33 protein-coding genes and 1 pseudogene are annotated in these 23912 nt (G+C 54.9%); 5 read left to right on the plus strand and 29 right to left on the minus strand.

The genetic code is table 11. The annotated features are described in order from the left end of the window. Positions 1-129 precede the first annotated feature (129 nt). The 4 genes from FYB76_RS13210 to FYB76_RS13225 all read right to left on the minus strand — a co-directional run bounded on the left by FYB76_RS13210 (position 130) and on the right by FYB76_RS13225 (position 1829). Positions 130-471 (minus strand): hypothetical protein, encoded by a 342-nt coding sequence (locus FYB76_RS13210; RefSeq protein WP_154133912.1) that lies wholly within the window; start codon positions 469-471, stop codon positions 130-132. A gap of 57 nt (positions 472-528) precedes the next feature. Continuing rightward, complete coding sequence (locus FYB76_RS13215; protein ID WP_154133913.1) at positions 529-891, minus strand: hypothetical protein; 363 nt, start codon at positions 889-891, stop codon at positions 529-531. Positions 892-934: 43 nt separating this feature from the next. After that, complete coding sequence (locus FYB76_RS13220) at positions 935-1228, minus strand: hypothetical protein (protein WP_154133914.1); 294 nt, start codon at positions 1226-1228, stop codon at positions 935-937. Between the two features lie 73 nt (positions 1229-1301). Next, positions 1302-1829: a hypothetical protein gene (locus tag FYB76_RS13225; RefSeq protein WP_195724635.1), complete on the minus strand. Its 528-nt coding sequence runs from the start codon at positions 1827-1829 to the stop codon at positions 1302-1304. Positions 1830-1840: 11 nt separating this feature from the next. Here FYB76_RS13225 and FYB76_RS13230 point away from each other — a divergent pair, with 11 nt between their 5' ends. Next, on the plus strand, positions 1841-2161 hold the full coding sequence (locus FYB76_RS13230) for a hypothetical protein (RefSeq protein WP_195724636.1): 321 nt from the start codon (positions 1841-1843) through the stop codon (positions 2159-2161). A gap of 120 nt (positions 2162-2281) precedes the next feature. Here FYB76_RS13230 and FYB76_RS13235 read toward each other — a convergent pair whose 3' ends face one another. From FYB76_RS13235 to FYB76_RS13345, 23 genes and pseudogenes are all read right to left on the minus strand, one after another. Then, on the minus strand, positions 2282-2569 hold the full coding sequence (locus FYB76_RS13235; protein ID WP_154133917.1) for a toxin-antitoxin system YwqK family antitoxin: 288 nt from the start codon (positions 2567-2569) through the stop codon (positions 2282-2284). Between the two features lie 211 nt (positions 2570-2780). Beyond that, positions 2781-3191 (minus strand): SMI1/KNR4 family protein, encoded by a 411-nt coding sequence (locus FYB76_RS13240; RefSeq protein ID WP_154133918.1) that lies wholly within the window; start codon positions 3189-3191, stop codon positions 2781-2783. Between the two features lie 23 nt (positions 3192-3214). Beyond that, positions 3215-3571, minus strand: a complete 357-nt coding sequence (locus FYB76_RS13245) for an SMI1/KNR4 family protein (RefSeq protein WP_154133919.1) — start codon at positions 3569-3571, stop codon at positions 3215-3217. A 60-nt stretch (positions 3572-3631) separates the two neighbouring features. Then, positions 3632-4060 carry a hypothetical protein gene (locus FYB76_RS13250; protein WP_154133920.1) on the minus strand — a complete coding sequence of 143 codons (429 nt, stop codon included), beginning with the start codon at positions 4058-4060 and terminating at the stop codon, positions 3632-3634. Positions 4061-4554: 494 nt separating this feature from the next. After that, positions 4555-4998 carry a hypothetical protein gene (locus FYB76_RS26640; RefSeq protein ID WP_195724640.1) on the minus strand — a complete coding sequence of 148 codons (444 nt, stop codon included), beginning with the start codon at positions 4996-4998 and terminating at the stop codon, positions 4555-4557. Then, positions 4928-5308, minus strand: a pseudogene (locus FYB76_RS13255) (SMI1/KNR4 family protein). Before FYB76_RS13255 ends, FYB76_RS26640 begins: the two are co-directional and overlap by 71 nt. A gap of 456 nt (positions 5309-5764) precedes the next feature. After that, positions 5765-6343, minus strand: a complete 579-nt coding sequence (locus FYB76_RS13265) for a hypothetical protein (RefSeq protein WP_154133922.1) — start codon at positions 6341-6343, stop codon at positions 5765-5767. 360 nt (positions 6344-6703) lie between these two features. Further along, positions 6704-7126 (minus strand): hypothetical protein, encoded by a 423-nt coding sequence (locus tag FYB76_RS13270; protein WP_154133923.1) that lies wholly within the window; start codon positions 7124-7126, stop codon positions 6704-6706. A 64-nt stretch (positions 7127-7190) separates the two neighbouring features. Beyond that, the gene (locus tag FYB76_RS13275; RefSeq protein WP_195724637.1) at positions 7191-7592 is read right to left on the minus strand and encodes a ribonuclease E inhibitor RraB; all 402 of its coding nucleotides are present in this window, start codon (positions 7590-7592) and stop codon (positions 7191-7193) included. An 87-nt stretch (positions 7593-7679) separates the two neighbouring features. Beyond that, positions 7680-8000, minus strand: coding sequence for a hypothetical protein (locus FYB76_RS13280; RefSeq protein WP_154133925.1), 321 nt, complete (start codon positions 7998-8000; stop codon positions 7680-7682). Between the two features lie 578 nt (positions 8001-8578). Then, complete coding sequence (locus FYB76_RS13285) at positions 8579-9268, minus strand: hypothetical protein (protein WP_154133926.1); 690 nt, start codon at positions 9266-9268, stop codon at positions 8579-8581. Between the two features lie 66 nt (positions 9269-9334). Continuing rightward, complete coding sequence (trbK, locus tag FYB76_RS26810; RefSeq protein ID WP_229296963.1) at positions 9335-9736, minus strand: entry exclusion lipoprotein TrbK; 402 nt, start codon at positions 9734-9736, stop codon at positions 9335-9337. Between the two features lie 177 nt (positions 9737-9913). Continuing rightward, positions 9914-10330: a hypothetical protein gene (locus tag FYB76_RS13295; protein ID WP_154133927.1), complete on the minus strand. Its 417-nt coding sequence runs from the start codon at positions 10328-10330 to the stop codon at positions 9914-9916. A gap of 81 nt (positions 10331-10411) precedes the next feature. Beyond that, positions 10412-10864 (minus strand): Imm50 family immunity protein, encoded by a 453-nt coding sequence (locus FYB76_RS13300; protein WP_154133928.1) that lies wholly within the window; start codon positions 10862-10864, stop codon positions 10412-10414. Between the two features lie 54 nt (positions 10865-10918). Beyond that, on the minus strand, positions 10919-11371 hold the full coding sequence (locus tag FYB76_RS13305) for a hypothetical protein (RefSeq protein ID WP_154133929.1): 453 nt from the start codon (positions 11369-11371) through the stop codon (positions 10919-10921). 11 nt (positions 11372-11382) lie between these two features. Continuing rightward, positions 11383-11868, minus strand: coding sequence for a hypothetical protein (locus tag FYB76_RS13310; RefSeq protein ID WP_154133930.1), 486 nt, complete (start codon positions 11866-11868; stop codon positions 11383-11385). A gap of 165 nt (positions 11869-12033) precedes the next feature. Continuing rightward, positions 12034-12666 carry a hypothetical protein gene (locus FYB76_RS13315; protein WP_154133931.1) on the minus strand — a complete coding sequence of 211 codons (633 nt, stop codon included), beginning with the start codon at positions 12664-12666 and terminating at the stop codon, positions 12034-12036. 165 nt (positions 12667-12831) lie between these two features. Beyond that, on the minus strand, positions 12832-13257 hold the full coding sequence (locus FYB76_RS13320) for a hypothetical protein (RefSeq protein WP_154133932.1): 426 nt from the start codon (positions 13255-13257) through the stop codon (positions 12832-12834). Between the two features lie 38 nt (positions 13258-13295). Continuing rightward, complete coding sequence (locus tag FYB76_RS13325; protein WP_154133933.1) at positions 13296-13595, minus strand: hypothetical protein; 300 nt, start codon at positions 13593-13595, stop codon at positions 13296-13298. A 75-nt stretch (positions 13596-13670) separates the two neighbouring features. After that, positions 13671-14099, minus strand: a complete 429-nt coding sequence (locus tag FYB76_RS13330) for a hypothetical protein (protein ID WP_154133934.1) — start codon at positions 14097-14099, stop codon at positions 13671-13673. 336 nt (positions 14100-14435) lie between these two features. Next, on the minus strand, positions 14436-14891 hold the full coding sequence (locus FYB76_RS13335) for a hypothetical protein (RefSeq protein WP_154133935.1): 456 nt from the start codon (positions 14889-14891) through the stop codon (positions 14436-14438). A 644-nt stretch (positions 14892-15535) separates the two neighbouring features. Then, positions 15536-15958 (minus strand): DUF2314 domain-containing protein, encoded by a 423-nt coding sequence (locus FYB76_RS13340; RefSeq protein ID WP_195724638.1) that lies wholly within the window; start codon positions 15956-15958, stop codon positions 15536-15538. A gap of 489 nt (positions 15959-16447) precedes the next feature. Further along, the gene (locus FYB76_RS13345; RefSeq protein ID WP_154133937.1) at positions 16448-17371 is read right to left on the minus strand and encodes a LysR family transcriptional regulator; all 924 of its coding nucleotides are present in this window, start codon (positions 17369-17371) and stop codon (positions 16448-16450) included. Between the two features lie 114 nt (positions 17372-17485). Between FYB76_RS13345 and FYB76_RS13350 the strand changes: the two genes are divergently transcribed. After that, on the plus strand, positions 17486-18688 hold the full coding sequence (locus FYB76_RS13350) for an MFS transporter (RefSeq protein ID WP_154133938.1): 1203 nt from the start codon (positions 17486-17488) through the stop codon (positions 18686-18688). A gap of 76 nt (positions 18689-18764) precedes the next feature. Here the strand turns inward: FYB76_RS13350 and FYB76_RS13355 are convergent, their stop codons facing one another. Then, positions 18765-19856 carry a tartrate dehydrogenase gene (locus FYB76_RS13355; RefSeq protein WP_154133939.1) on the minus strand — a complete coding sequence of 364 codons (1092 nt, stop codon included), beginning with the start codon at positions 19854-19856 and terminating at the stop codon, positions 18765-18767. A gap of 175 nt (positions 19857-20031) precedes the next feature. On the opposite strand from FYB76_RS13355, the gene FYB76_RS13360 reads away from it, so the two are divergent. After that, positions 20032-21012, plus strand: coding sequence for a LysR family transcriptional regulator (locus FYB76_RS13360; protein ID WP_154133940.1), 981 nt, complete (start codon positions 20032-20034; stop codon positions 21010-21012). 77 nt (positions 21013-21089) lie between these two features. Here the strand turns inward: FYB76_RS13360 and FYB76_RS13365 are convergent, their stop codons facing one another. Next, positions 21090-21380, minus strand: a complete 291-nt coding sequence (locus FYB76_RS13365; protein WP_121045125.1) for a nucleotidyltransferase family protein — start codon at positions 21378-21380, stop codon at positions 21090-21092. A 197-nt stretch (positions 21381-21577) separates the two neighbouring features. On the opposite strand from FYB76_RS13365, the gene FYB76_RS13370 reads away from it, so the two are divergent. Together FYB76_RS13370 and oxlT are read left to right on the plus strand one after the other, a co-directional pair. After that, entirely contained in the window at positions 21578-22360 is a 783-nt protein-coding gene (locus FYB76_RS13370; RefSeq protein WP_154133941.1) for a GntR family transcriptional regulator, read from the plus strand. A gap of 224 nt (positions 22361-22584) precedes the next feature. Beyond that, on the plus strand, positions 22585-23859 hold the full coding sequence (gene oxlT / locus FYB76_RS13375) for an oxalate/formate MFS antiporter (protein WP_154133942.1): 1275 nt from the start codon (positions 22585-22587) through the stop codon (positions 23857-23859). Positions 23860-23912 lie beyond the last annotated feature (53 nt).

Raw genomic sequence — 23912 nt, forward strand, 5'->3', positions numbered from 1 at the left:
CTGCCGGATGCCGTGTTGGCTACAGACCGTGGGGCCTTTTCCGGTGTCTTTGGCCAAGGCGGGCGCACGTTTGGAACAGGGCACGCTCCGCTTAAACGATCAGTGGCACTGGCACGGCTGGAAGCAGCATCAGTTGGTCATGGCAGGCGCGCGCGAAGTCAATGCTCGCAGGACCTTTGACCGGAGGAAATACAGACCGGCAACAAGGGAATAGATAGCAAATCCCCCGAGCAACATGATGGAGGCGATCGTTCCGTCAGACCGGATCGCCGACCAGCCGGCAAGTAGTGTACTGAGCAGATAGAGGATGCCCAGCATGTAACGCGCAAAGCGAGAGCCACTAAGCAACCATGCAAACAAGCCGCTGAACAATATCATCCGTCCAAGACTCTTGCCGAGAGGAGCACCGGCTATCAAGGCAAGAATCTCGACCAAAAAACTGATGCCGAATATCAGTCCAAGTATTTTCATTGACGCATTTCTCTTCAAGCTATTCCTCATTGTTAAAGTTCTATTCGAGCCGATTACTCAGTCGTACCACGGCGAAATCATTGCACCAAAAAGAAACGCAGTCACCGAAACAGCGGTCAGCAAAACTGGAGATATCTTTTCCGGTGAAACACGCAGTCTCGTCAGGAGAAAAGCCCTGACATTCAGAAGGAGAACTCCCGGCAATATGGCGATGGCCGGATACAGAATCACACCCCACCCTACTTGCGCAGCTTCATTCAAAAGCGCCACCCCGAACAATACGAATAACGCCGGTGCAAAGGGCAATACGATGTCTGAGGGAAGCAAGGTCTTGTGTTTCCGGAGATATCGCCACGGTGCGATGAGTGCTGTCAGGAATGCCAAGAGCGTCACAGCGAGAAAGATGTATGTCAGCGTCATTTTTATATTTCTTCGAAATGGCTGTTTCTATCCGGATGCAGCCCTAACGCTCCAATACCTGAACGTCGGCCTTCTCTCCCGAATCAAACAACTGTGCGAATTCGATCACCTCTGCAAGGGACTCATCGATATGAGAAGTAGTCGTAATGAAATGAGACTCAGCTGACCCTTGATCCAAGCCTATCCAGTCCAACGCCTCCTCCCATTTGTCGGCATCAGCCCCCAAGACGCAAAAGAGCCTGATACCATCACTGCAAAGCCGGCGAAGGAAATCCTCATCTCGCTCAGGAACATAGCCGGATCGGGATAGAAGAACAATTTTCTTAGAATAGGTCATCCTGGATTACTTTTTCTACTCCTGGCAGATTGCTGACCTGGTACGCGGCACATCTGTATCGTCTACGACTTGGCTACCGCACATTGAGATTCAGCAAGGTGCGATTCAGTCTTTCAAAATCAAGAGGTAGAGGCACATCGCTGATGCAGTTCGGATTGCATCTGAAGTCGCGGTCATTCATCTGGAGCCAAACACTAAACATGGCTGAATCCCTTTCCAGAACCTTTTCAACCTTGACAGCAATATCCTGCCAAAGCTTGGCATCGTGATTGTTAGAGCAAACGAATATCGAACGGTCCTCACCCTCTCGTCCCGAATAGTAGCTTACAGTCGCCCTGTCAGATTCCCATCTAATCGCCGTTTCATCCTTGATCCTGATTTTCAAGTCGGGCCCGATGACATCTTGAAGATCGGTTCGAATTTTGCCCGCCATGCGGGCGGGCACTGACGCCCTGAAGTTCATGCAAGTTGGCGTTTCTTCGATTCTGAACGCCGTGTAATAAAGCGTCGCCCCTACTACCAAGGCCAGCAGGACAACGACAAGAAATGCACCCGCTCCCAGCTTGATGAATAGTTTTCGTGACAATGAGCTCATGGGCATCTTGCTCTTCCTTGTTTGATCGCCCTGAAACGAACGTTAATCTGCTTGTTCGACGCTCACTGCTGACCAGTAGCAGATCTCAGGAATGGCATTTTCCTCTTCAGATATTTCAAGCGCTTTCAAAAGGCTCACTTCGATCGCATCCATCCAAAAAGAAGATAGCAAAAGCCATTGATGACGCCGATCAAAATTGCACCGATTTCCAGCGCGACCAGAAACTGATTTACGCCAAAATAGAAATTTATAAAGTGCAGGATAAAGGCCACGGCCGTCAAAAAGATGGCCAAGGAAAATTGAATTTTGAATCTCCTGGAATACTTTGTCATAGCTGATCTGCCGTTTCTTTCCAACTGGTTCGCCTGCTCTTGATAGCGGGCATTAGGGCCTATCCCAACGTCCTTCGCGTGGAAGGTCGGCATCTGGCCGGAAGCGGGCGTCCATTAAGTCAGATTTCATTCCGAGCTCCCGTCTTCACGCCAATACTTCCACTCACCGGATTCGACTCCGTGCGCATACTGGCCCTCTGCTGCCAATTGACCATTCTTATGAAAATCGCGCCAAGTGCCGTGCTCATGGCCGTCAACATAATTCCCTTCGGACTGCAGCTCGCCCGATTGATAGTAGGCGCGGAAGAGACCGTGCCTAAGCCATCTTGAGCCATCTTTTGAAAGATAGCGAGAATACCGAAACTTCAATTCGCCAGTCTCGTAAGGAATTTCTGCGATGTTCAGTTCCGACATGGTTTTGATCGTTAATGGATCGGGGGCTTACTCAGAGTTTTTCCGGCTATTTCTTCGCTCTATATTCTAACCAACGTCCGCTCCTGGCCGATTGCGGCCGAAACGAATTTTGATTTGCATTGCCTCTTAATCCGCGGCCATTATCATCTACCTCTGTCAGGTATCGCCCCTTTATAAATAAAACCGGTCAATTGCATTCTCGAAACAAACTCTACGTGAGCTTCTCGAAATCTGCCTTATAGACCTCGAGGATAGTTGAGCCGACCAGTTCGTACTCACCCTCCATGTGATGGTGGAACGCTATGATCTCCCCCGGCCGTTTCCAATTGATACCCCAGGCCTCATCAGCGCTTGACAGGCCAAAAAAGACGAAGGGTTTAATATCAAATTCCGGCCGAAATCCCTCCCACTCCATCCAGAGCGAGGTGGTGACACCAACTAATTCGTCCAGAGGTAGTAGATACGAAGAATTACCAATGCTTTCCCTGAATCCGTCAGCTTGCATGTACAGCACCTTCAGTTCCTCGGGCAGTCGAATGCCGAGATCAACCTCTGCACTTTCAATTGCAGCTGCAGATGAAGGCGCGCTAAAACGCCAGCCTGGAAATTGTTCTTTAATCATTTCTCTATTCGCCTTTACCTGAATCAATATATGTCGCCGCAGACGATATCCTCTTCTGGCCGGTTACGGACGAATCTACTGGCGAACGATTGAAAGTCATCTGCTATTCGGATGGCGGCCTCAGGCGCCATTCCAATTAGTGGCAGCATGTAGACAGAGCCTTGTTCATCAAAGGCCAGCACTTCCCCGCCGCCATCTCCCGCAAAAGCAACGAAGCCGGGCGCGTACGTTTCGATTTCAATATCAGAATTGCTTCCAGGAATTTCGTCCTTAGCCCAGAGGACAATGTAGCCTGGGCGGGCCTCATCGACAGTGAACCCTTCGAACAAACCATTTTCTTGAATGTAGTCGAAATAGCTGCTTGGTATCGACGGAAGCATATTATCTAGCCCATTACTTTTGAACGTCGGCTTCTGGCCGAAAGCGGATTCAATCTGCCCCTAGCTCGCAGTGCATTGGCTCTTACTGCGGCGTTTCAGGTGGCAAGCAACGGAAATGGCCGCAAAGCTTCCTAACACCAAGAAGCATACCGTTGCAACTTGATCCATGAACGGTGATATTGAACCCATGAAGCCTGCTGTCTTATCAATGCCATTTGAATAAGGCCATGGATAACCGAGCTCACAGACACCACCCCAAAAATATCGATCCACTGCATGGCTGATAGCAATGGCAAGAAGTAAAAACAGAAAGGCCTGAGCGCGAATAGCTATAGGCTTTGCAAAGAAAAACAGAGCACTCGCCAACAAAACAAGAATAGCCGTCCCGAAGTGCAAGACTAGCTCAGTGTTGGTGGAAAAGAAAACCACTAGCAGGCTTACTACAAATACGCCAACGCTCTTAAGAAAAATAACCAAGGTTTTCAACATTGGAAGCTATCCAGATTGTGATTTGTGCGACTGATTTTTCCGTGTGAATTCAAATTACCCTGACGTCCAACTTGTGGAATGATGCATCATTACGGTTGCCAAACGAGCCAGATTCCCACGACGAAGGAGCGTCCACTTCTGGCCGGTTACCGCCATTGCGGATGCAGCCCTAACGCTCCGATACCTGAACGACCGCCTTCCCCTCTGTATCAAACAACTGTGCGAATTAGCTCACTTCTGCAGGAGACTCTTCGATATGAGAAGTGGTCGCAATGGTATGAGGCTCAGCTAGCGCTTGATCCACGCATATCCAGTCCAAGGCCTCCTCCCATTTTTGGGCATCAACCACCGATACGCAAAAGCGGCTGAAGGAAATCCTCATTCCGCTCAGGAAAATAGCCGGGTCGGGATAGAAGAACGATTTTCTTTGCATAGCTCATCATGGATTACCTTGCGTGTTCTTAGCCGAGAGCAGACATCCCTTATTAAATAATTTAGTTCTTGTTGGCCAACTCGATTGAGTCGTCAAAGTCTTTGAGGATCGTGAGAACGCTATTGTTATTCCGGTATTTCCTGCGCAAGCTACTCAAGCGACGATCTGTCCCGGTGCAGTATTTTTTCGTCATTTTGAAGAGGAATTCTCTTCTCCCTTTCACTTCAGGCTCATCACCGACGTCCCACGGCTCGCTTCGAAAATGATCGCATGCTTTCCTTGTGTCGACGAAAGAACTAACGTCCTTAGGAATAGACTGCGCCGAACTATTGATGCTGGAAATCAATGCCAGGACTATGAACGCGATCTTCGATGCAATCAAGCCGACCTCCTCTATAGAACATGCTCGCTCCTGGCCCATCGAGGAAATCAGATTAGTTTCCCTCGACGCATACTTGTTGATGCCAGAGAGCCAACGTTGGCCATCGTTCGTCTGTAACTCCATTGTGAGACCAATAAACGATGCTCCCATCCGGCGTGATACAGAAATAGTCGCCGTTATCTTCAACGAATGGCAAATATTGGCGTGGCACGCCGATATCGTTTCATGCAGTCTCTGCAATCTCAATCAAATCGCAATAACCGGAGCCAGGCAAAACAACGGCAGCATCAAATAACGCATTAGCCACGTTTCCACCATCTCGTAAAAACTTCCGATAGTCTGGGTGAAACTTGATTCCAAGACGGTTTTCAGCCGCATCAATTTCCAGATCTGTTGGTGCCCGAAACGGGCTGTCGACTAAGTTTTCTGTCATAGCGCGCGGTATAAAAAAATGACCGTTTCTGGCCGAATGTGGACACTATAGATTCGACAACAAAGCCCTAGACTCATCAGAGACGCCCACCTCGTGACGCTCGTGCTTTTAGTTCAAGAATCCATGGATTATGTGCGTTATCCAGACACCGTCTTATTGGCCAACCTGGCGCAGTTTCTATTAAATGCATGATCGAAAAAGCTAGGCCATAGCAATTGTCATCACCAAAGAGCGCGAGCAGCGCTTCAGCTTCTTCATCACGGATAGGGCGCTCGATTGCACGATACGCCTCGTCAAGTTTTCTCAATATGTCATCGCTAGCATCCTCCTCGCTTGGAAGCCGCCCTAACTCGACAAGGTTCTGAATTTCTTTTCTCATCTTCATTCTCACAGTACGTGAGCCAGCTTCCGTCCGCTTCTGGCCGGCAGCAGAGATGGCTGCCTGTAAATATGGACCTAATCGCACATAACGTCAGTAGCGACGATGACCCAATGCCTTGCCGGTCTATCTATCTCAAAGCTGGAACTGCACGGCCCACCATCAGAGAATGCAATTTCAATTCCTCCTGCGTACAGACGTGAGACACGAACGTCCCAAGCTTTTCTCCTCACAAGAACAATAGTAGCGCCTGCCACCTGAACTGCTGCAAAGTGCCCATGCTCATCATATCTTTCAGTATCTACGCTACGGATTGTTTCCGCAGTATGCGAAATTACGTACTGGTAGGACTGATAATTGTCTCCGCATAGCATTTCATGCGCCAGACGCGAGGCAAGCGCCGGTTCATGATTTGCGGCAAGAACATGTATTTCGGCCTCTATCCGCTGGCGCTCAGAGAAAACGCAAGCATTTTGATATCCTTGAAATCTGTCATTAAAGGGGGCTGGTTTTATTGGGAAAGTGTGTGCGTAGGCAGATGAAAAAAGGTTGAGCGCAGACAGAATTAGTGTCGTGATGGCTGGGCGATATCTTTTCATTTTTTGGCAATCCTGGTTAGCCACGACCATTATGGCCTCATTGCCAACGATGGCCATTTTGTCTTCTTCTGGCCGACAGCAGTTCTAAAATCACTCAAATATTCCTCTAGATGGATGACTATCTATTTCGCAATCGAAACCGGTATGTCGCCCAGGTATTCTTTCTGCTCATAAGATCCCTTTGTTGCTAACCCTTCTGAGGTATCTGCATTGGGGTATATCTCGACTGTTTGGCGAAGCACTGGTTTATATCCACGAAAGATATGGGCCCGCATTGCATGCAATCTTTCCGAAATCCGAATTCGCCTGGCCCTGAGTTCGGAGGACCAAGTACATATCTGAAATGAATGGGCTATCTCATCAAGGTCAACGTTAGCTCCATGGTCAAGCAGAAATTCAAGGACATCAAATCATCGATTACGGCAATCGTCTCTGAACTTCCCTTCTGTAGAAGACACGGAAAATCAGATAGGCCAGGAAAATGAGCACCATTAAAAACAGGCAGAACGGCCAGATGCTGAAGGTGCCAAGGACAAGCACGCCAGGCTCTCCAACTATCCGGTAATGCTGTCCATCCCGCGGTTCTGGTATGGAGAAGATTCCCAGATATGAGTCCAGAACGAAGTAGCAAGCGTAACTTGCCACAACGGTAGAAACGAAATAGATCCACGGACGTGAAAGCCTGCGCCAGAAAAGCGCTGCGGCTACTGCAGCACAGAACAGAGGAAGCACCATTATCAACATGGTTTCCCATCCCATCTGGTCCAGCAGCATCAATATGGCAAGGCCGATGGTCAATATCGTGAGAGCAGATCCTGTCGCCAAGGAGGAATTCTTCATGGAATCATTTGAATGAGGTACTGCTTGTCTACCAGGTTCGCTCCTGGCCGCTTGCGCACTTCGGCTATTTGATCCCGACGGTTCCCCAACCATCGTAGTAACCATGATAGCTGGCGGCCAAGGCTGAAAGGTCGCGCGTTATCGCTTGCATGGCACCGATCTCCGGCGCCATTTTTCGCTTCGCATGCACCTCCCACAGCGTTCGCTTGGGGACCTCTCCAATACCGGCGATCTGATAACCGCGAGCTCGAAGATGGTCGGCTGCTGCCACTGCATCGCTCTCCTGGCCGAAGACAAGAAAGAAGTCGATGTCGTGTGTCTTGGTCAAATCTGCGCCGTGACGCTGCAGGTTTTCGATCACCCGAGCATCCTGTTGTTCAGCAATTGAAGTCTGGGCTGCCGCAGGAAAGACCGTAAGCGATGCGCCTGCCAATAGCGAACATGGAAGCAAATGAATCAGTTTCATCATCTTTTCAAAGACTTGGGACTCGGTGCGCCCTTGGCCAATTACGGACCTCGTAGCCTGTATCGGGATCGGTGACATCATTCGCATTCAGCTTGAGCATTTCGCCTTCGCTTTCAAATCATTCACACCTTCCCTGAAACTTGCATATTCCGGAGGCAAGATAATCTTCTCGGACGGATTGCGCCGAATCCGCTCCTCTTCAGCGCGCAGGCTCTCATCAAATGCAGCGCAGCCTTCACTTCTATTGCCTTGCACCAGATTTGTCAGCCCAATGTTCAAATAGAGATTGGGAAGAATATCGACCAATTTATTTTCTTTCGCAAGGGTAGTGGCTCGCTTGAAATAGAGCAATGCGCCGCTCAAGCGAGTACCGAAGCTGACATCCTTGTCCTTGAATCCATACTGCATGTAATGTTGCTTTGAACGGCCTACCGCTTGCGACCTCAAGAACAGCCCATAGATACGCTGTCCCTCGACCATCCCCGCGACATCATGTTTTTGCTCATAAATGGAGATCGCCTCGACGATCAGTGGTTCGGCGGCAACGGCCGGTCACGATTCTCGAAGAGATCCTGGGCGATTCGCAATTTGCGCGCAGGATCGTCAACTTGCGGAACCAATGCCGCAGTACATGACGCCAAAAGCAGGATAGTTGCAAAAGCAATGCTTGTTGAGCGAAGCATCAAATGCATCCATGTTAGGTTATTTCTCAAAGTGAACTCCTGTCCGATTGCCGCTGCCTGTCATTACTTTCAAGCGTCACCGCTTTAATCCACAGGGCAATTTCATTTTGCACCACTGAGTCCGCATCTAGCGGAAATCAGGCCGGCTACTCCGATTGCCTGACCGTCTTCCCGAAGGCTGGCAATCCCAGCGAAAGGGCCTGCTGATAGAAACTCTCCTCCGTGAAACTTGAGACAAATGGCAGTGCGATGCGATTCACTATCGACTCTCGTCCATCATTCCGCGATGACCTGTCCGTCCACTCATGGCAAGACATACGGCTTGCCGATCAACTGGGTCTCAAAAAGACGGAACACGGCCTTGGACGTATCAAGGTCAGGATATTGCTGTTTGACTTTGTCCAGATATTGCGTGAAGTCAGCACGTGTCTCCGGATAGAAACGCCAAGGCATGGGGGCCTGCACGCAATCAAGCGCGAAGTGTCCCACGTAGACGATCTCCCCGGCACCGACCTTGAAACTCCCTACCTTGGAGCGCCCATCCTGAAACAGGCTCTTGCGGTCACCGCTGAAATGCGCTGTTTGCGTCATGGAACGTGCCACATGAATCAGATAGAGACTGAATTCATACTCCCCGGGATCAACCAGGAAGGCGTAATTGGAAAAGGGAATTTGCTGCGCATTGCCCGATTCCGAGCCCTGAATGACCAGTTCGGGACGCTGGCTCAAAGGCCGGGTGCCTGGCTCGATCTTGTCAAAACCCAACAACTGCAACTGTGCATAGTCGTTGCGGCCGCAGCCCCAGCTGCGTCCCCAGTTGGCTGAAATCAGCACGACACCCTTGGTGCCTGCTGCCTGCTCCTGCGCCGCGCTGGTGAAGGGCTGCGCGGGCTCGGCCTGGGCCGGGTATGCCAGCAGCAGGCAAGTAGCCGCGGTGATGGGCAAGAGCCAGTTTCTGGCCGACCTTCCGGATATCGTTTTCCACAGCTTCATGGATTCCCCTTTTTCTTTGTTTATCTCAAGTTCACTGTGCAGCTGATGACGCCGCATTCTGTCAGATTATTCTTTTTTGGCGCAACGTGATGACAAGACCGATCGCTCCAGAACGTCGCTGACTTTTCGAATCGCTTCCGGCGTACAGTTTTCTGCATTGGGCGTTGACGATATCTTTGCCGGCTGACGTGTGAAGCTTCGGTAAGCAAAGACGACCATGATGGCCACTGCAATGACTGCGATGGCCAGATTCGCGCGCGGTTTCAAATCAAGACTCCTCGTTGATCCTGAAAAACCAGCGATGATACCGTGCGTGAGTACTCTTGGTCCGCAACGACTGCTCATGAGAGCGCGAAGAGCTTGTCCGCGATACTGCTCTGACCAGCCAAGATGTCGTGCTGTCCACTCATCTACTTCAGATGCATCTACATTGGAAGGCAATGCGTCCAGCTTGAATTGCTTCCACATCACCTATGCTGATGTCCACAACGACCACCATAGCCAGCAGCAGCCACCGCCCTCCTCCGGCCCCTCCTGGTTAGCTCCCAACTTTTTTGCTCATCCGATTCTTTCTTGGCCAAAGTTTTGTAGGCGGCTCGTCATTCCAGGTTAAAGGTGACAGCCTGCTTCTACAGGTGGACGCGATCACGCTCCCTCAGCCGCCCAAGTAATCTCTGAACACTGTGGCTCTTCGGAACTGAAGACACTCAGGCAACCGTTACCTGTTACCACCATCCATTCGCGAGCATCGAGCTCCGAATCCTGGAGCAGTTTTTCTTCCGACAGCCAACCGCCATCAATCACCTCGATGAGATGAGTGCCGCGCGGAAATCCTTTGGTATGGACATAGCGATGCAAATCCAATCCATCCAGAAAGCGAAACCCTGCCACCGGAGCCTGAAAGACAATTCTGATGCCGCGGACCATATCCCCGTCTGATGAGCAAGCAACGTTGACGACCAGCTCACCTTGGGCATCCAGGACCAGTGATGAGATATCGGAATTCGATTGAACGCCGCTAGCCGGCAAAAGCGCGCGAGCCGTGAAGTGGTTGGATTTCATTTGAGTCGCTCACATGGTCAGGCGAAATAACTGACAGGGTCGAAGTTCTCTGATTGTGCGGGGTCACATACGCAGGCACGCTTACCGGCCATCAAGAACAGGAAGCTGTTCCATCGATTCCACCTGAATTGACTGGCATCGGAATGTTCCTTTCAGACCCCACGAGGATTCGATGCTTACGTTCGCTGCCAACGTATCCGACATGGCGTCCACAGCGATCTCGATAGAATGAATGACATTCTGGCCATTGAAGTCAGACATGACAAGTTCCTCTATCCCCTTGAAGACGAGATGAACAAGAAGATTTTTAGACAGCTTCAAGTGATACTGCGCAGTTCCCAGTCCAATCTGCTCATGTCGCCGGACGTGAATGCTCAGGCGAAGTGATGAACTCCCTTCCGTACCGGGGCCGGCCTCTCGCTGAAGAAGAACTGCAACGACTTCATCATCATGAAAAGACGGCCATTCTCCCAGTTCAACAAGCAGTTGCTCTGAACCATCGATGAAATAAAGAATGTCTGCTTTTGCGTTCATTGTTATGAATACAGCGCGAAACGCCGAGTCTGCATCCTGCGGAATTCAGGCCGGCTACTCCAATTGCTTGATCGTCTTCCTGAAGGCTGGCAATCCCAGCAAACGGGTATGCCGATAGAAACTCTCCTCCGTCATGGGTCCTGTAACGCTGATAGCTGGATCAGCGTAGAGACTGTCTTTTCCAATCTCCAGGAAGAAATACTGCACGATTTTCCTATCGTTGTCTGGATGCCGTTTCGCGACGATGTAGCGCTCATCCCAACCTACTGCGAATACCGTCTTCTGAATTCTGCCGATACAGTTTCCCCCGGGTAGCTCGTAACACAGGTACATATCCTCCTGGCTGTCGAGATGGGCCAACAGGTAGGGGCCGACCAAGCGCTCATCTGAAGAACCACATCCAGCCAGCAGAAACATGAGAGCCACTAAAGCAAAGAAGTTAAGCCCCTTGCGATTTATCACCATGGTTGATCTACCGTCTCTTTCAATCGGGTCCTGCCTGTTCATGGTCGACCCGCTCAGGAGGCAGCACTCGCTCGTGTCGGCGTCCACAGCTTCACAGGGCGCAATTCGCGTTTTGCTGCTGGCCAGATGTAGACCGAATATAAGTCTTCGGCGGGCTCCCATTCATTCTGAACGGTATCTGCTCCGCTGATCAGGTAAATGAAGCCATAAGACCCGGGCGCGATCTCCAGTCGAGACGCGTCCTTGAAGTTCTCTGTGCAACCCAGCGCCAGGAGTTTTCCTGTGGGAGAGGCGAATGCACCTTCTACCCCGTGGTCGCATTCGTCCAACTGGATCTCGGGAGGCTCGTCGACAACACGCAGCTCAACTTGCACATCAACATTTCTCAGGGTTCCAAAAGACAACGCTGTTTCGCCAGCGGCGACCATCATGCCAACGGGTGCACCGCGCCAAAGCTCGCCGAAATCATCCTTCGATTCTTCATCCTGGACGATGAACTGAAAATAGTCCGCAAAAATGGGCCATCGATATTTCGCCATGTTTCCCTCTTGATGTCTCGCTATTTCCGAACTGACTCTCCACGCGAAAATTGAGGAGAGGACAGCCTCGATTGCAGTGTCCTGCAAATATCGAAGACGGCTACCGGCCCATAGCGAAGATGGCGACCCCATCAGCTAACAGCCAACAGCCAACAGCCAGGTTTTTCACTTGCAGATTTGCGCGAGAATTTCCTCGACTTCCGGGGTGATCTCCTTCCGGGCTGCGTAGGCTCCCTTGTCCAAAGGGGGAAAAGTCACCCAGATTTTCAACATGCGACGGCCCATCGGAACACCCCAGATGGCCGTCACAAAATGCTCTCCCGTTCTCTTGTCTTTCCAGAGGAAGCCCAGATCCATGCTGGCCATACCCTGCCCGCCCACGTTCAGCGTCCCACGCTGGGAATAAAACATCAACACTCCCTCGTGCAAGGATCTCACGCCAGAGACGGACTGCGCCATATCCTTGATGTCATCGTCCCTGCTGTCTCCTTCCCGGTCCATCAGGAAGATAGTGAAGTCAAGATAAGGATCTCGGCGAGTGTAACCGGACAGCATGGTATTTCGGGACGCCCTCGCTTGAACCAGGAATTCCGGAGGATATTCCACTGCCGTAAAACCTGTGGTCGAAGCTGGCGGGCAGATTTCAGCCTCGCCGGACGCGCTCTTGCACGAATCGCATTGCACGGCCGCCTGAGCCAGATTCCAGCTCAAGAGCATTTGTACCAGGATGACGATGGCTAAAGCTGGCTTGAATATTTTCTTCATGCGCCGTGTATGGGCGGAGGAGTGATTGGACATTGCTTATCAGCACAATAAATTTGAATTCAGATTGGTGGTGCGAAAACGCCGGATTCAGCACTTGAGGGAGTGCGCTGCTTCACTTCCTCACACTGCAGTAGTTCGAAACGGACGCATTTTTAGACCCAACAGAATGCCTTCATCAATTATGCCCGCAATTGGCCGCTAGTTGCCTTTCAGCGCAGTTGAAATGTCGTGCCACAGTCTTTCTCGTTCAAATCTCTTCGGCATGACATAGGCTGGCGATGCAAGCTCTTCCAAGAACAATTCTTGAAGGAGGGACGATAATTTTCCGGGTGGATGTTTGAGAACGATTTCTGGGTCGACCGGAACGGCGATTCCGACAAAACGAACTGTTTCACCAGTCGACATGTGTTTAAAGCGCCCTGACCGGTTATTCGCGAAGCAGTAACGCTCATTCTCCATTGGGTCGGAATCCACCGACACGAAGAACGCGACAAATAGGTCTATTCCTGTGCCGTATTGGTTTGGTTCAATGATCGGACAAAGTCTGTCCTCCAGCACGGTTGTTATGCCGCTAATCAGCGCCCCTACTTCCGAGGAAGTGATACTTGTAATTCGAAGTTGCATGGCAAATGAGAATTTCTGCTTTTGGCCGATTGCGGACCTTAGTTTTTTGATTTTATTGACTGCACCTTTTCTATCTCTTCTTTCCGCTTTCGATATTCGGCTATATCTATCCGGCCATCTACCAAGGCGGCGACATCGGGATCAGAGTGCGAAGAAAATTGCTTCAATGCGGTTTTGAATCTAGAACCTACCCTTAATAGCCAAACGACAAAGAATATGAGCGCCAGCCCTAATAGGTTGCGATAAGACAATGTTGTCTTTGCGACGATTTCTGGAGCAAAAAAGATAAGCAGCCATGCAATACAGAACGCTGCCAAATCCCAATATTTTTTGAGCACGAGATTTCCCCCCCTCTCCCGGTTTGAATCCATGTTGAGCGGCGGCTTCTGGCCGAAAGCGGATTCAATCTACCCCTAGCTCGCAGTGCCTTGGCTCTTACTGCGGCGTTTCAGGTGGCAAGCAACGGAAATGGTCGCAAAGCTTCCTAACACCGAGAAGCATACCGTTGCAACCTGATCCATGAACGGTGATATTGAACCCATGAAGCCTGCTGTCTTATCAATGCCATTTGAATAAGGCCATGGATAACCTAGCTCGCAGACACCGCCCCAAAAATATCGATCCACTGCATGGCTGATAGCAATGGCAAGAAGTAAAAAAAGAAACGCCTGAGCGCGAATAGCTATAGGTTTTGCAAAGAAAAAAAGAGCACTCGCCAACAAAACAAGAACAGCCGTCCCGAAGTGCAAGACTAGCTCAGTGTTGGTGGAAAAGAAAACCACTAACAGGCTTACTACAAATACGCCAACGCTCTTAAGAAAAATAACCAAGGTTTTCAACATTGGAAGCTATCCAGATTGTGATTTGTGCGGCTGATTTTTCCGTGTGAATTCAAATTACCCTGACGTCCAACTTGTGGGCGAAGCAGGTGATGGGATGAGAGTCTTTGACGATGCGTCAATCCGTAATCACCGCCACGTTTTGAGAGTCTGCAAACAACCAAGTCATAACGGAAAGTCCTCATTACTAATTTTAATGGGCTTCTTGCCTAAGAGATTTTATACGTCCACTCTCCGCTACTAGTCCGCTTCTGGCCGATTGCGGACTTTGAATCAACCATCGCTGCACCATGTATTAGATCGTCAGCATCTGACGGCTTTCGGCCATACTTCCACAACTCAACATTCGCAATATTCCAGCTTTATTCCGCGCAGCTCGAGATAAATGGCGTGTTCCTTATCCCATTGTGGAGAAATATAAAAACATGACCGCAGTGTTTGCATGTTCTCGTCCCGAATGACGACAATATCTCTCACCATAAGATAGGGCGGCAGCTCATCTTTTTTCAGATTTTCTGGAACGTCACGGGAAGCAAGCCATTCCAAATTTGCATCGAAGCCCCGATAGTGTTCATAGACTTTATCCAATAATTTATCGGGATGTGCTTGCATGAATGAGACTAATCTTTCAGCTTCATTCACCATCCGCAAATCTGGCTCGCCAATATCCGGGCGAAGTTCGACGGCAAATAAACCCAATACGCTTGAAATTAAAACCGGGTGGACCCAAAAATCGAAAGCGTACGGCCCTCGTGGTGCTTTAACAAATTCGTAGAGCTGAAAAATTCCTGGCATGTGGTCCGATTATTGAATGTCTGCTACTGGCCGGAGCGGACAAGTGACACTGCGTCAGTTTCAAGAAGTCCTGCTCCAAGGTATCACCTGCAAAACGAGGGCCGGCATCCCAACTGCGGTGGCATAAATATGGAAGAACCAAGCTTCATGTTGGTGATTCTTCCTGCGCCCAATCATCTGGACCAGACCTGATGTCATCCAGCGTCGCGGCAGGTTTTTCTCGCAACTTCTTGCGCATGGCTGCGGCGCTACCTGAGGCTTCCCTGAGCGCGCGGGCAGCGTGCAAAATCAGATTCTCGGCCTCATCATCGTGCACAGACCCATGCTTGATCAATTCAGCGCACACCAATGCGCTTCGACACTGTTCGTACAAACCTAACTTATCCAGATCTCGTTTAGCCGCCTCGAGGCTTTCTTAACCATTTCGATTCCGTGAGGAATGAACTCAGGATTCGTTCCTCTGCGATAGCTGCTGACGGCACCCAATGCGTAATCAAGATTTTTCTCTAGCTCACGCAGTTCTTTCTTACCCATCCCCTATTTTCCTTTTTCAATGGCCCCGGGCCAAGTCCATCATCAAGCGTAACGGATACGCCCTGGCGAAATTCCCAGAATGCATTGCCAGAGAAATCAGCCGACAAGGCTCACCATGCCTGATGCTCCATCCACTGCCGAACGCCGGTGTGTTCGTCAAACAAATGCCGCTGATTGTCGGGCAGGCGGCTTCGTTGAACACGCAAGGTGAAGCCACCATATAACTTGCCTTGATCGTTTACAAACCAATCGTAGACATCTGCACGTCGGAAGTGCACATATTTTCCGGGTGGATACCAATCATGGAGTTCAGCAGGTACTTCGAAGATGATTCCAAAGAACGCATCCCCATCGTCTGGATCAGCTTCGGCGATATTCACCCAAAGGAAGAGGAATCGCTCCTCTCCAAGCTTCTTGGATGCTACCGGATCTTTGAAACGAAGTTTCACGCAACATGCGGGGACTTTGCCCTCACGCACGAATGAATCCAGTTGGTCAAATGTTGCTGCAGCCGATTGGTAGGCGACTTGCATCTCTGTATCGCCATCGTGTGTTCGCGTGAATAAGGGTTCTTTCGATGAACGCCTGAAGACGTCTTTGATTTTTCCCCACATAGGCCTTCCCCTTTTTGATTCTTGTAATGCGCTCTGCGAATTTATTATTGAAGAAAAGTATTGCTGACTATAGCAGGGCTTGTTTCAACGCTCCCTTCTGGCCGGAGGCGGATTTCGGATGGGAACCATCCATAGCGTCGCCTCTGGAAATTGAGCGCTGCTCCACGCAGCATCCTGAACTGCGATGCATCGAGCGTGTGCAGCATCTGGCGGACGATGGCCCCGCTCTACGCGGTCAACTGCCAGGGGGCAAGGCTTGCCCACGGCGCAAGCGCGCTGTCTTCAATGGATGCGATGAAATGAGAAAGATGCGCGGTAGTCATGATGCTCGGGCTGAACGATCGATGAGAAATCCCATACAAAACAGAAAATGTTTCCCCAACCGCAGAGAGCGACATTGAAGCAAAGTCAGCTCGCCAGCGCCGCGCCTATCCCCAACGTCCTCTCAAAATGCCCCACCACCGCCCGCACCTTGGCCGAATGCTCCCGGCTGCGCTGCCACACGATATGCAGAGGCAAGCCCTGCGTCACATGCGCAGGCAGGATAGCCACCAGACTGCCCTCGCGCAAGGCCTGCTCCACCACCCAGGTCGCCAGCTGCGCAACGCCCAAACCCGCCTGCACCGCCGCTACCTGCGCCTCGGCCTGTCCGAGGATGATGCGTCCCTCTACATGCTGCCGCACCACCGGCTGGTCGCCCTCCTTGATGAGCCACGGGCTGCTGCTGCCATCCGCGCGCGCATACAGCACCGCATCATGTGCCTGCAATTCCTGCAGCGAGCGCGGCTCGCCACGGCGGGCAAGATAAGACGGCGCAGCACAGAACACCAGTTCTTCATGACCGAGGCAGGTGTAACCCAGCGTGGCCGGCCAGACATCGCCGCCACCGATGCGGACCACCACATCAAGCCCCTCTTCCACCAGATCCACAAAACGATCCGTGAAGGACACCTGCGGCGTGACCTGCGGATGCTTCTCCGCAAAGGCCAGCAGCGAAGCCATCCCGCGCAGGCGGCCAAAGGTGGCTGGCATGTCCACGCGCAGCCGTCCCGAGGGCGCAATCTCATCCGAGGCCAGCATGTCCTCGGCGCTCTTCAACTCATCCAGCACACGCACGCAGACCTGGTAGAACGCATCGCCCGCATCAGTCAACTCAACGCGCCGCCGGCCTCGCTGCAACAGCGGACGCTTCAAGCGCTCCTCCAGCCGCGCCACGGCCTTGCCTACCGCTGAATTGGTGAGATGCAGGCGCTCGGCCGCTGCCGTGAAGCTCCCGGCTTCGACGACGGCGACAAAGGTCTCCAGTCCTTTCAACCTTTCCAGTGGTGACATCTTGCACTCCCAAAGATGGAATATTTTTCTATCTAATTGACGATTTTATATCCAACAGTGGAATTTCGCTCTCACATACCATGGTGGGCCCCTGTTCAAAACGGAGTCTTTCCCATGCCAGCTGCCCCCAGCGCCGATGCGCGCACCCGCCCCCAGCCTGCACAAGAGGCAAGCGGCGGCAGCGCATCCATCGCCATTCTCGCGGTGGCTGCCTTCGTCATCGTGACCACTGAATTCCTGATCGTTGGCCTGCTGCCCGCACTGGCGCGCGACCTGCGCATCAGCGTGGCCACTGCGGGCCAGCTGGTCACGCTCTTTGCCGTCGTGGTGATGCTGTGCGGCCCGCTGCTCACGGCGAGCCTGGCGCATCTGGAACGCAAGCGCCTCTTCATCGCCATCCTGGTGATCTTTGCGCTCTCGAATGCGCTGGCCGCCGTCGCCTGGAACATCTGGGTGCTGGCCGTCGCACGCTTGGTGCCGGCGCTGGCATTGCCGGTGTTCTGGGGCACGGCCAGCGAGACGGCGGCGCAGATCGCCGGGCCGCAAAAAAGCGGACGTGCGGTCTCGACGGTCTATCTGGGCATCTCGGCGGCCATGCTGTTCGGCATTCCGCTGGGCACGCTGGTATCGGAGGCCGTGGGCTGGCGTGCCGCCTTCGGCCTGCTGGCGCTGCTGTCATTGCTGGTGGCCGCGCTGATCGCCGGCTTCGTGCCGCGCGTGCGCACCGCTGCCACCGGCAGCATGGCGGCGCAGGCACGCATCCTGAAGAGCCGCTTCTTCCTCGCCAATGTGGCCTTGTCGGTGCTGGTCTTCACGGCCATGTTCACCGGCTATACCTACCTGGCCGAGATGCTGGAGAAATCGGCCGGCATCGCGCCCGCGCAAGTGGGCTGGTGGCTGATGGGCTTCGGAGCGGTTGGCCTGGTCGGCAACTGGCTGGGCGGGCTGTGGGTGGATCAGAAGCCGCTCGCCACCACCGCCCTCTTCTGCACCATCCTCGCGCTGGGCATGGCGGGCAGCATGCTGTTGAGCCACGCGGGCTGGGCCTTTGCGCTGGCACTGGCGGTCTGGGGCATCGCCAATACGGCGCTCTATCCGATCTGCCAGATCCGCGTGATGAAGGCCGCCTCGGGTGCGCAGGCGCTGGCCGGCACGCTCAATGTGTCGGCCGCCAATGGCGGCATCGCGCTCGGTGCCGCCGTAGGTGGTGCGGCGCTGTCGTCATGGGGCGCGGGTCAGGTGGGCTATCTCGCGGCGGGGATCGCGCTGCTGGCAGTGCTGATGGCTGCCATGGTGGCGAAACTCTCCCCGCGCTGACAGCGCGCCGCTGCGCTCAGCGCCTCAATGAGAAAGGCCGGCATCACGCCGGCCTTTCTCATGCAAGACACATCGCTCAAGCCTCTTGATGCACCCGTGCCGCCTTGGCAACGAAACCGCACACCGCCTCAGTCACCTGCACCGTAGTCGCCTTGCCGCCCAGGTCCCCGGTATGCAGCGCCGGATCGGCCGTGACCGCTTCAATGGCCTGCATCACCTGCGCCGCCGCATCGTGCTCGCCCAGGTGTTCCAGCAGCATCACCACCGACCAGAAAGTGCCGACCGGATTGGCCAGGCCCTTGCCCATGATGTCGAAGGCCGAGCCGTGGATGGGTTCGAACATGGACGGGTAGCGGCGCTCCGGATCGATGTTGCCGGTGGGCGCAATGCCCAGGCTGCCCGCCAGCGCAGCGGCCAGGTCGGAGAGGATGTCGGCATGCAGGTTGGTGGCCACGATGGTGTCCAGCGTGGCGGGACGGTTGACCATGCGCGCCGTGGCGGCGTCGACCAGTTCCTTGTCCCACTTCACGTCCGGGAATTCCCTGGCAACCTGCACCGCGATCTCGTCCCACATCACCATCGCGTGGCGCTGGGCATTGCTCTTGGTGACCACTGTCAACAACTTGCGCGGACGCGACTGCGCCAGCTCGAACGCGAAGCGCATGATGCGCTCGACCCCGGCGCGGGTCATCATCGAGACATCGGTGGCCGCTTCGATGGGATGGCCCTGGTGCACGCGGCCGCCGACACCGGCGTATTCGCCTTCGGAGTTCTCGCGCACGATGACCCAGTTCAGGTCTTCGGCACGGCAGCGTTTGAGCGGCGCATCGATGCCAGGCAGGATGCGCGTGGGCCGCACGTTGGCGTACTGGTCGAAGCCCTGGCAGATCTTCAGGCGCAGGCCCCACAGGGTCACGTGGTCCGGAATGTGCGGATCCCCGGCCGAGCCGAACAGGATGGCGTCCTTGTCGCGCAGGGCATCGAGGCCATCGGCGGGCATCATCACGCCGTGCTGGCGGTAGTAGTCGCCACCCCAGCCGAAGTCTTCGAAGTCGAAGGCCAGGTCGGCACGGGCGGCGGCCAGGGCTTGCAACAACTGGCGGCCCGCAGGAATGACTTCCTTGCCGATGCCGTCGCCGGGGATGGTGGCGATGCGATAGGTTTTCATGTCTCCAGCCTTTCTTGATGAGATGCGGTGTGGGGTCTCGCAAAATGACGGCATGCGCCGCGTCTTTGCATGCAGACTACTTTACCCATACTGAAAGAACAGGAACCGGTGCTAGACTTAAAGCATTCTTAACCTGAATTCAACAATCATTTTTTTGTTTTCCTGGCGAGGTTTCATGCAGGACACCGTTCTTCCCGCCGACCTGCGTTTCTTTTCCGTGCTGGCCATGGCCGGCAGTCTCTCTGCGGCCGGGCGCGAGCTGGGGCTGACCACGGCGGCGGTCAGCAAGCACCTCACGCAGATGGAAGCGCGTGCCGGCGTGCCGCTGGTGAACCGCACCACGCGCCGCATGATGTTGACGCCCGAGGGCGAGCTCTATCTGGAACACGCGCGCCGCATCCTCGACCAGATCGATGAATTGTCCGAACTGCTGGGCAGCTCCAAGCGCCGCCCGGAAGGCCTGCTGCGGGTCAATGCCACGCTGGGGTTCGGGCGCAGCCATGTGGCGCCGGTGATTTCCAAATTCGTCACGCGCCATCCGCAGGTGTCGGTGCAGTTGCAGTTGTCGGTGATGCCGCCGCCGCTGACCGAGGACAGTTTCGATGTCTGCATCCGCTTCGGCGAGCCGCCCGATACCCGGGTGGTAGCGCGGCGGCTGGCGTCCAATGCGCGGCTGCTGTGCGCCTCGCCGGACTATCTCAAGCGCAGGGGCATGCCGCAGACGCCGCATGATCTCTCCAAACACAATTGCGTGGGCATCCGCCAGGGCGATGAGGCTTATGGGGTGTGGAAGCTGTCCTCGGGCAGCGGTGCTTCGCGCAAGACGGAGACGGTCAAGATCCGCGGCAACCTCACCACCAATGATGGCGAGATCGCGGTGAAGTGGGCGCTGGATGGGCACGGCATCCTCATGCGCGCCGAGTGGGATATCCGTAGCTACCTGGAACAGGGGCGGCTGGTGCAGGTGCTGCCGGGATGGCAGACGCCCAATGCGGATATCTTTGCGGTGTATTCGCAGCGCCAGCAGCTGTCGACGCGGGTGCGCAGCTTTGTGGATTTCATTGCGCGTGAGTTGGCCGAACCTTCGCCCAAGCAGCGTATTACTGTACTTGGTGCACGCAGCACCGGCACGTCAAAGCAAAGAGGAAAAACCTGACGTAAGCGCGCCGAAGAAGGAATCAAGCAGCAGAGCCAGCTGCATATGGCCCAGGTAGTCAGTCAAGCGGTTCACGCTCATACAGGTCTGGCCTCCGCGAGCACCTGCGCCCGAAACTTCGGCGGCAGATCGCCCGGGGTCAACAGATCGACATGCAAGCCCAGCAAGGCTTCCAGCTCATCCTGCAGGCCGCCCAGGTCGAACAGCGTCGCCCCCGGCAGCGCATCGACCAGCAGATCGATGTCGCTGCCCTCGCGGTCGGTGCCGTGCAGTACCGAACCGAAGACGCGTGGATTGGCCGTGCGGAAGCGGCTTACCGCTTCGCGCACCGCGCTTCGCTTCATGTCAAGCACAACAGAGGGCCGCATCGGGGATCCTTTCTTTTCAGAACTCGTTGAGATGATATGCAAGGAAGAATAGTGCCTCAAGCACTATTTCTGCATACATCATGCCCTGCCCTGAAGGCGGCCGCTGTTGCGCTGGCAGGATCGTCCGTCTTCCATCCGCCCCCATGCCCGCGTTAAGATAGCCGCCAACCCCGTCCACCCGCCCAGCCACTTCCTTCATGACGCCCAGCCAAGCGCCCGCCGATCTCGCCACCCGCCGTGCCGGCAAGCTCACCGACACGGTCTATGCCAGCCTGCGCGATGACATCTACGCCTTCCGCCTGCTGCCCGGCGACCGCTTTGCCGAGAACGATGTGGCCGAGCGGCTGCAGGTCTCGCGCACGCCGGTGCGCGAGGCGCTCATGCGCCTGCAGAGCGAAGGCCTGGTGCGCGGCCACTTCCGCAATGGCTGGGAAGTGGTGCCGATCGACCTGGCACGCTTTGCCTCCCTCTACGAATTGCGCGAGATGCTGGAGCTGCACGCCGTGCGCAAGCTGTGCTCCCCGCGCATCGCCCCGGCCGTGCGCCAGCAGCTGGTGGCCGAACAAGGCGCGATCTGGCAGTGCGCCCCCAGCGACCGCCTGCCCGACGGGTTGGCCGTGGCGGCCCTGGACGAAGCCTTCCACTGCGCGCTGGTGCAGGCGGCCGGCAACCCCGAGGCCGATACCGTTTACCGCCAGCTGGCCAACCAGCTGCGCATCATGCGGCGCCTGGACTTCGCCTATGGCGACTGCATCGATGACACCTACGCCGAACACCGCGCCATCCTCGACGCCATCGCCCGCAGCGATGCCGCTCTGGCCGGTGAGCTCATCGCACGTCATATCGAAGACAGCCACACCGTGGTCGAACGCCTCACCATCGCCCGCCTCGAACAGGTGCGCGCCGAGTCGGTGCAGCTTGCACCGGTGCCGGGCAACGCACCGGCAGCGACACCCACCCGGCGCAAGCGTTTTGGCTGACGAAGTGAAAGTTTGCGCTTCAATGGCGGGTCGCAGGCCGGTTTTTACCCTCCCCTGGAAGAATTGAACCGATTTTCCTGTGCCGGATTTGCCCCCGGGCAAATGGCACGAAAGCTGCTTTTGTGGCTGGCAGGATTTATGCATACATAAATTCAGTCCAGCGGCATCCTGCCGATCCGGCAAGGCTGGCCGTCCCACTCTGGCTTTCTGTACAGGAGAAACGCATGACCACCCTCACCCAAACCGCCCCCGCGAGCGCGCAGGGCTTGCTGCGCAACCGCTGGTTCCAGCTGTTGATCGGCCTGATCTGCATGATGGCCATCTCCAGTCCGCAATACGTGTGGACCTTGTTCACCAAGCCGCTCACGGCCAAGCTGGGCGTGCCGCTGTCGGAACTGCAGATCACCTTCTCGATGCTGATCGTGCTGCAGACCTTCTTCTCGCCCTTCCAGGGCAGCTTGATCGAGCGCTTCGGCGCGCGCCGCCTGATCGCCATCGGCACCTTCATGTCAGGCCTGTCGTGGGTGCTGGCGGCACAAGCCTCCACCATCGGCATGTTCTACCTGGCCTATGGCCTGGTGGGCGGGCTCGGTACCGGCATCGTCTATGTCGGCGTGGTCGGCCAGATGGTGCGCTGGTTCCCGGACCGCCGCGGCTTTGCGGTGGGCATGGTGGCGGCCGGTTACGGCATGGGCGCGATCCTGACCACCTTCCCGATTTCGGCCTCGCTGGCCAGCGCCGGGCTGGAAACCACGCTCTGGCAATTCGGCCTGGTATTTGCCGTGATCGGCGTGCTGGCCGCGCAGGCCCTGCGCTCGCCTGACGCCAGCCATGCAGCCGCCATGCCGGCGCCGGCCATTGCCGCCAGCAAGCTCGACCTGGCGCCGCGCCAGATGCTGCGTACGCCCCTGTTGTGGCTCATGTTCGTGATGATGACCATGATGTCGACCTCGGGCCTGATGGTGACCTCGCAGATGGCCACCTTCGCGCGTGACTTCGGCGTGGCCAACGTGATGGTGTTCGGACTGGCGGCGCTGCCGCTGGCGCTGACCATCGACCGCCTCACCAATGGCCTGACGCGCCCCTTCTTCGGCTGGATCTCGGACCGCTACGGCCGCGAGAACACCATGTTCTTCGCCTTCGCCCTGGAAGGCGTGGCCATGGCCCTGTGGCTGGCCACGCGCGAGAATGCGGTGCTGTTCGTGCTGCTGTCGGGCATCGTCTTCTTCGGCTGGGGTGAGATCTTCTCGCTCTTCCCCTCCACCTTGACCGATACTTTCGGCACCCGCAACGCCACCGCCAACTATGGCTGGCTCTACATCTCGCAAGGCATCGGCTCGATCTTCGGCGGCCCGCTGGCGGCCATGATGCATGAGAAGACCGGTAGCTGGCATCCGGTCTTCGGGACTGCCATTACGCTGGACATCCTCACCGCCTGCCTGGCGCTGATGGTCTTGAAACCCTGGCGCGCACGCTATCTGGCCAAGGCCGGCAAGTAAGCACCGCCTGCCCTCTCCGCGTTCCCCGATGCCGGCCTTGTGCCGGCATCGTC

The organism is Herbaspirillum sp. CAH-3 (genome assembly GCF_009668275.1).
GTDB classification, from domain to species: Bacteria; Pseudomonadota; Gammaproteobacteria; order Burkholderiales; family Burkholderiaceae_D; genus Herbaspirillum; species Herbaspirillum aquaticum.

Coding starts and splice junctions, on each gene's coding strand:
- FYB76_RS13210 (WP_154133912.1), bottom strand. CDS start 471: ATGAAAATACTTGGACTGATATTCGGCATCAGTTTTTTGGTCGAGATT.
- FYB76_RS13215 (WP_154133913.1), bottom strand. CDS start 891: ATGACGCTGACATACATCTTTCTCGCTGTGACGCTCTTGGCATTCCTG.
- FYB76_RS13220 (WP_154133914.1), bottom strand. CDS start 1,228: ATGACCTATTCTAAGAAAATTGTTCTTCTATCCCGATCCGGCTATGTT.
- FYB76_RS13225 (WP_195724635.1), bottom strand. CDS start 1,829: ATGCCCATGAGCTCATTGTCACGAAAACTATTCATCAAGCTGGGAGCG.
- FYB76_RS13235 (WP_154133917.1), bottom strand. CDS start 2,569: ATGTCGGAACTGAACATCGCAGAAATTCCTTACGAGACTGGCGAATTG.
- FYB76_RS13240 (WP_154133918.1), bottom strand. CDS start 3,191: ATGATTAAAGAACAATTTCCAGGCTGGCGTTTTAGCGCGCCTTCATCT.
- FYB76_RS13245 (WP_154133919.1), bottom strand. CDS start 3,571: ATGCTTCCGTCGATACCAAGCAGCTATTTCGACTACATTCAAGAAAAT.
- FYB76_RS13250 (WP_154133920.1), bottom strand. CDS start 4,060: ATGTTGAAAACCTTGGTTATTTTTCTTAAGAGCGTTGGCGTATTTGTA.
- FYB76_RS26640 (WP_195724640.1), bottom strand. CDS start 4,998: ATGGAGTTACAGACGAACGATGGCCAACGTTGGCTCTCTGGCATCAAC.
- FYB76_RS13265 (WP_154133922.1), bottom strand. CDS start 6,343: ATGGCCATCGTTGGCAATGAGGCCATAATGGTCGTGGCTAACCAGGAT.
- FYB76_RS13270 (WP_154133923.1), bottom strand. CDS start 7,126: ATGAAGAATTCCTCCTTGGCGACAGGATCTGCTCTCACGATATTGACC.
- FYB76_RS13275 (WP_195724637.1), bottom strand. CDS start 7,592: ATGAAACTGATTCATTTGCTTCCATGTTCGCTATTGGCAGGCGCATCG.
- FYB76_RS13280 (WP_154133925.1), bottom strand. CDS start 8,000: ATGCAGTATGGATTCAAGGACAAGGATGTCAGCTTCGGTACTCGCTTG.
- FYB76_RS13285 (WP_154133926.1), bottom strand. CDS start 9,268: ATGAAGCTGTGGAAAACGATATCCGGAAGGTCGGCCAGAAACTGGCTC.
- trbK (WP_229296963.1), bottom strand. CDS start 9,736: ATGTGGAAGCAATTCAAGCTGGACGCATTGCCTTCCAATGTAGATGCA.
- FYB76_RS13295 (WP_154133927.1), bottom strand. CDS start 10,330: ATGAAATCCAACCACTTCACGGCTCGCGCGCTTTTGCCGGCTAGCGGC.
- FYB76_RS13300 (WP_154133928.1), bottom strand. CDS start 10,864: ATGAACGCAAAAGCAGACATTCTTTATTTCATCGATGGTTCAGAGCAA.
- FYB76_RS13305 (WP_154133929.1), bottom strand. CDS start 11,371: ATGAACAGGCAGGACCCGATTGAAAGAGACGGTAGATCAACCATGGTG.
- FYB76_RS13310 (WP_154133930.1), bottom strand. CDS start 11,868: ATGGCGAAATATCGATGGCCCATTTTTGCGGACTATTTTCAGTTCATC.
- FYB76_RS13315 (WP_154133931.1), bottom strand. CDS start 12,666: ATGTCCAATCACTCCTCCGCCCATACACGGCGCATGAAGAAAATATTC.
- FYB76_RS13320 (WP_154133932.1), bottom strand. CDS start 13,257: ATGCAACTTCGAATTACAAGTATCACTTCCTCGGAAGTAGGGGCGCTG.
- FYB76_RS13330 (WP_154133934.1), bottom strand. CDS start 14,099: ATGTTGAAAACCTTGGTTATTTTTCTTAAGAGCGTTGGCGTATTTGTA.
- FYB76_RS13335 (WP_154133935.1), bottom strand. CDS start 14,891: ATGCCAGGAATTTTTCAGCTCTACGAATTTGTTAAAGCACCACGAGGG.
- FYB76_RS13340 (WP_195724638.1), bottom strand. CDS start 15,958: ATGCAAGTCGCCTACCAATCGGCTGCAGCAACATTTGACCAACTGGAT.
- FYB76_RS13345 (WP_154133937.1), bottom strand. CDS start 17,371: ATGTCACCACTGGAAAGGTTGAAAGGACTGGAGACCTTTGTCGCCGTC.
- FYB76_RS13350 (WP_154133938.1), top strand. CDS start 17,486: ATGCCAGCTGCCCCCAGCGCCGATGCGCGCACCCGCCCCCAGCCTGCA.
- FYB76_RS13355 (WP_154133939.1), bottom strand. CDS start 19,856: ATGAAAACCTATCGCATCGCCACCATCCCCGGCGACGGCATCGGCAAG.
- FYB76_RS13360 (WP_154133940.1), top strand. CDS start 20,032: ATGCAGGACACCGTTCTTCCCGCCGACCTGCGTTTCTTTTCCGTGCTG.
- FYB76_RS13365 (WP_121045125.1), bottom strand. CDS start 21,380: ATGCGGCCCTCTGTTGTGCTTGACATGAAGCGAAGCGCGGTGCGCGAA.
- FYB76_RS13370 (WP_154133941.1), top strand. CDS start 21,578: ATGACGCCCAGCCAAGCGCCCGCCGATCTCGCCACCCGCCGTGCCGGC.
- oxlT (WP_154133942.1), top strand. CDS start 22,585: ATGACCACCCTCACCCAAACCGCCCCCGCGAGCGCGCAGGGCTTGCTG.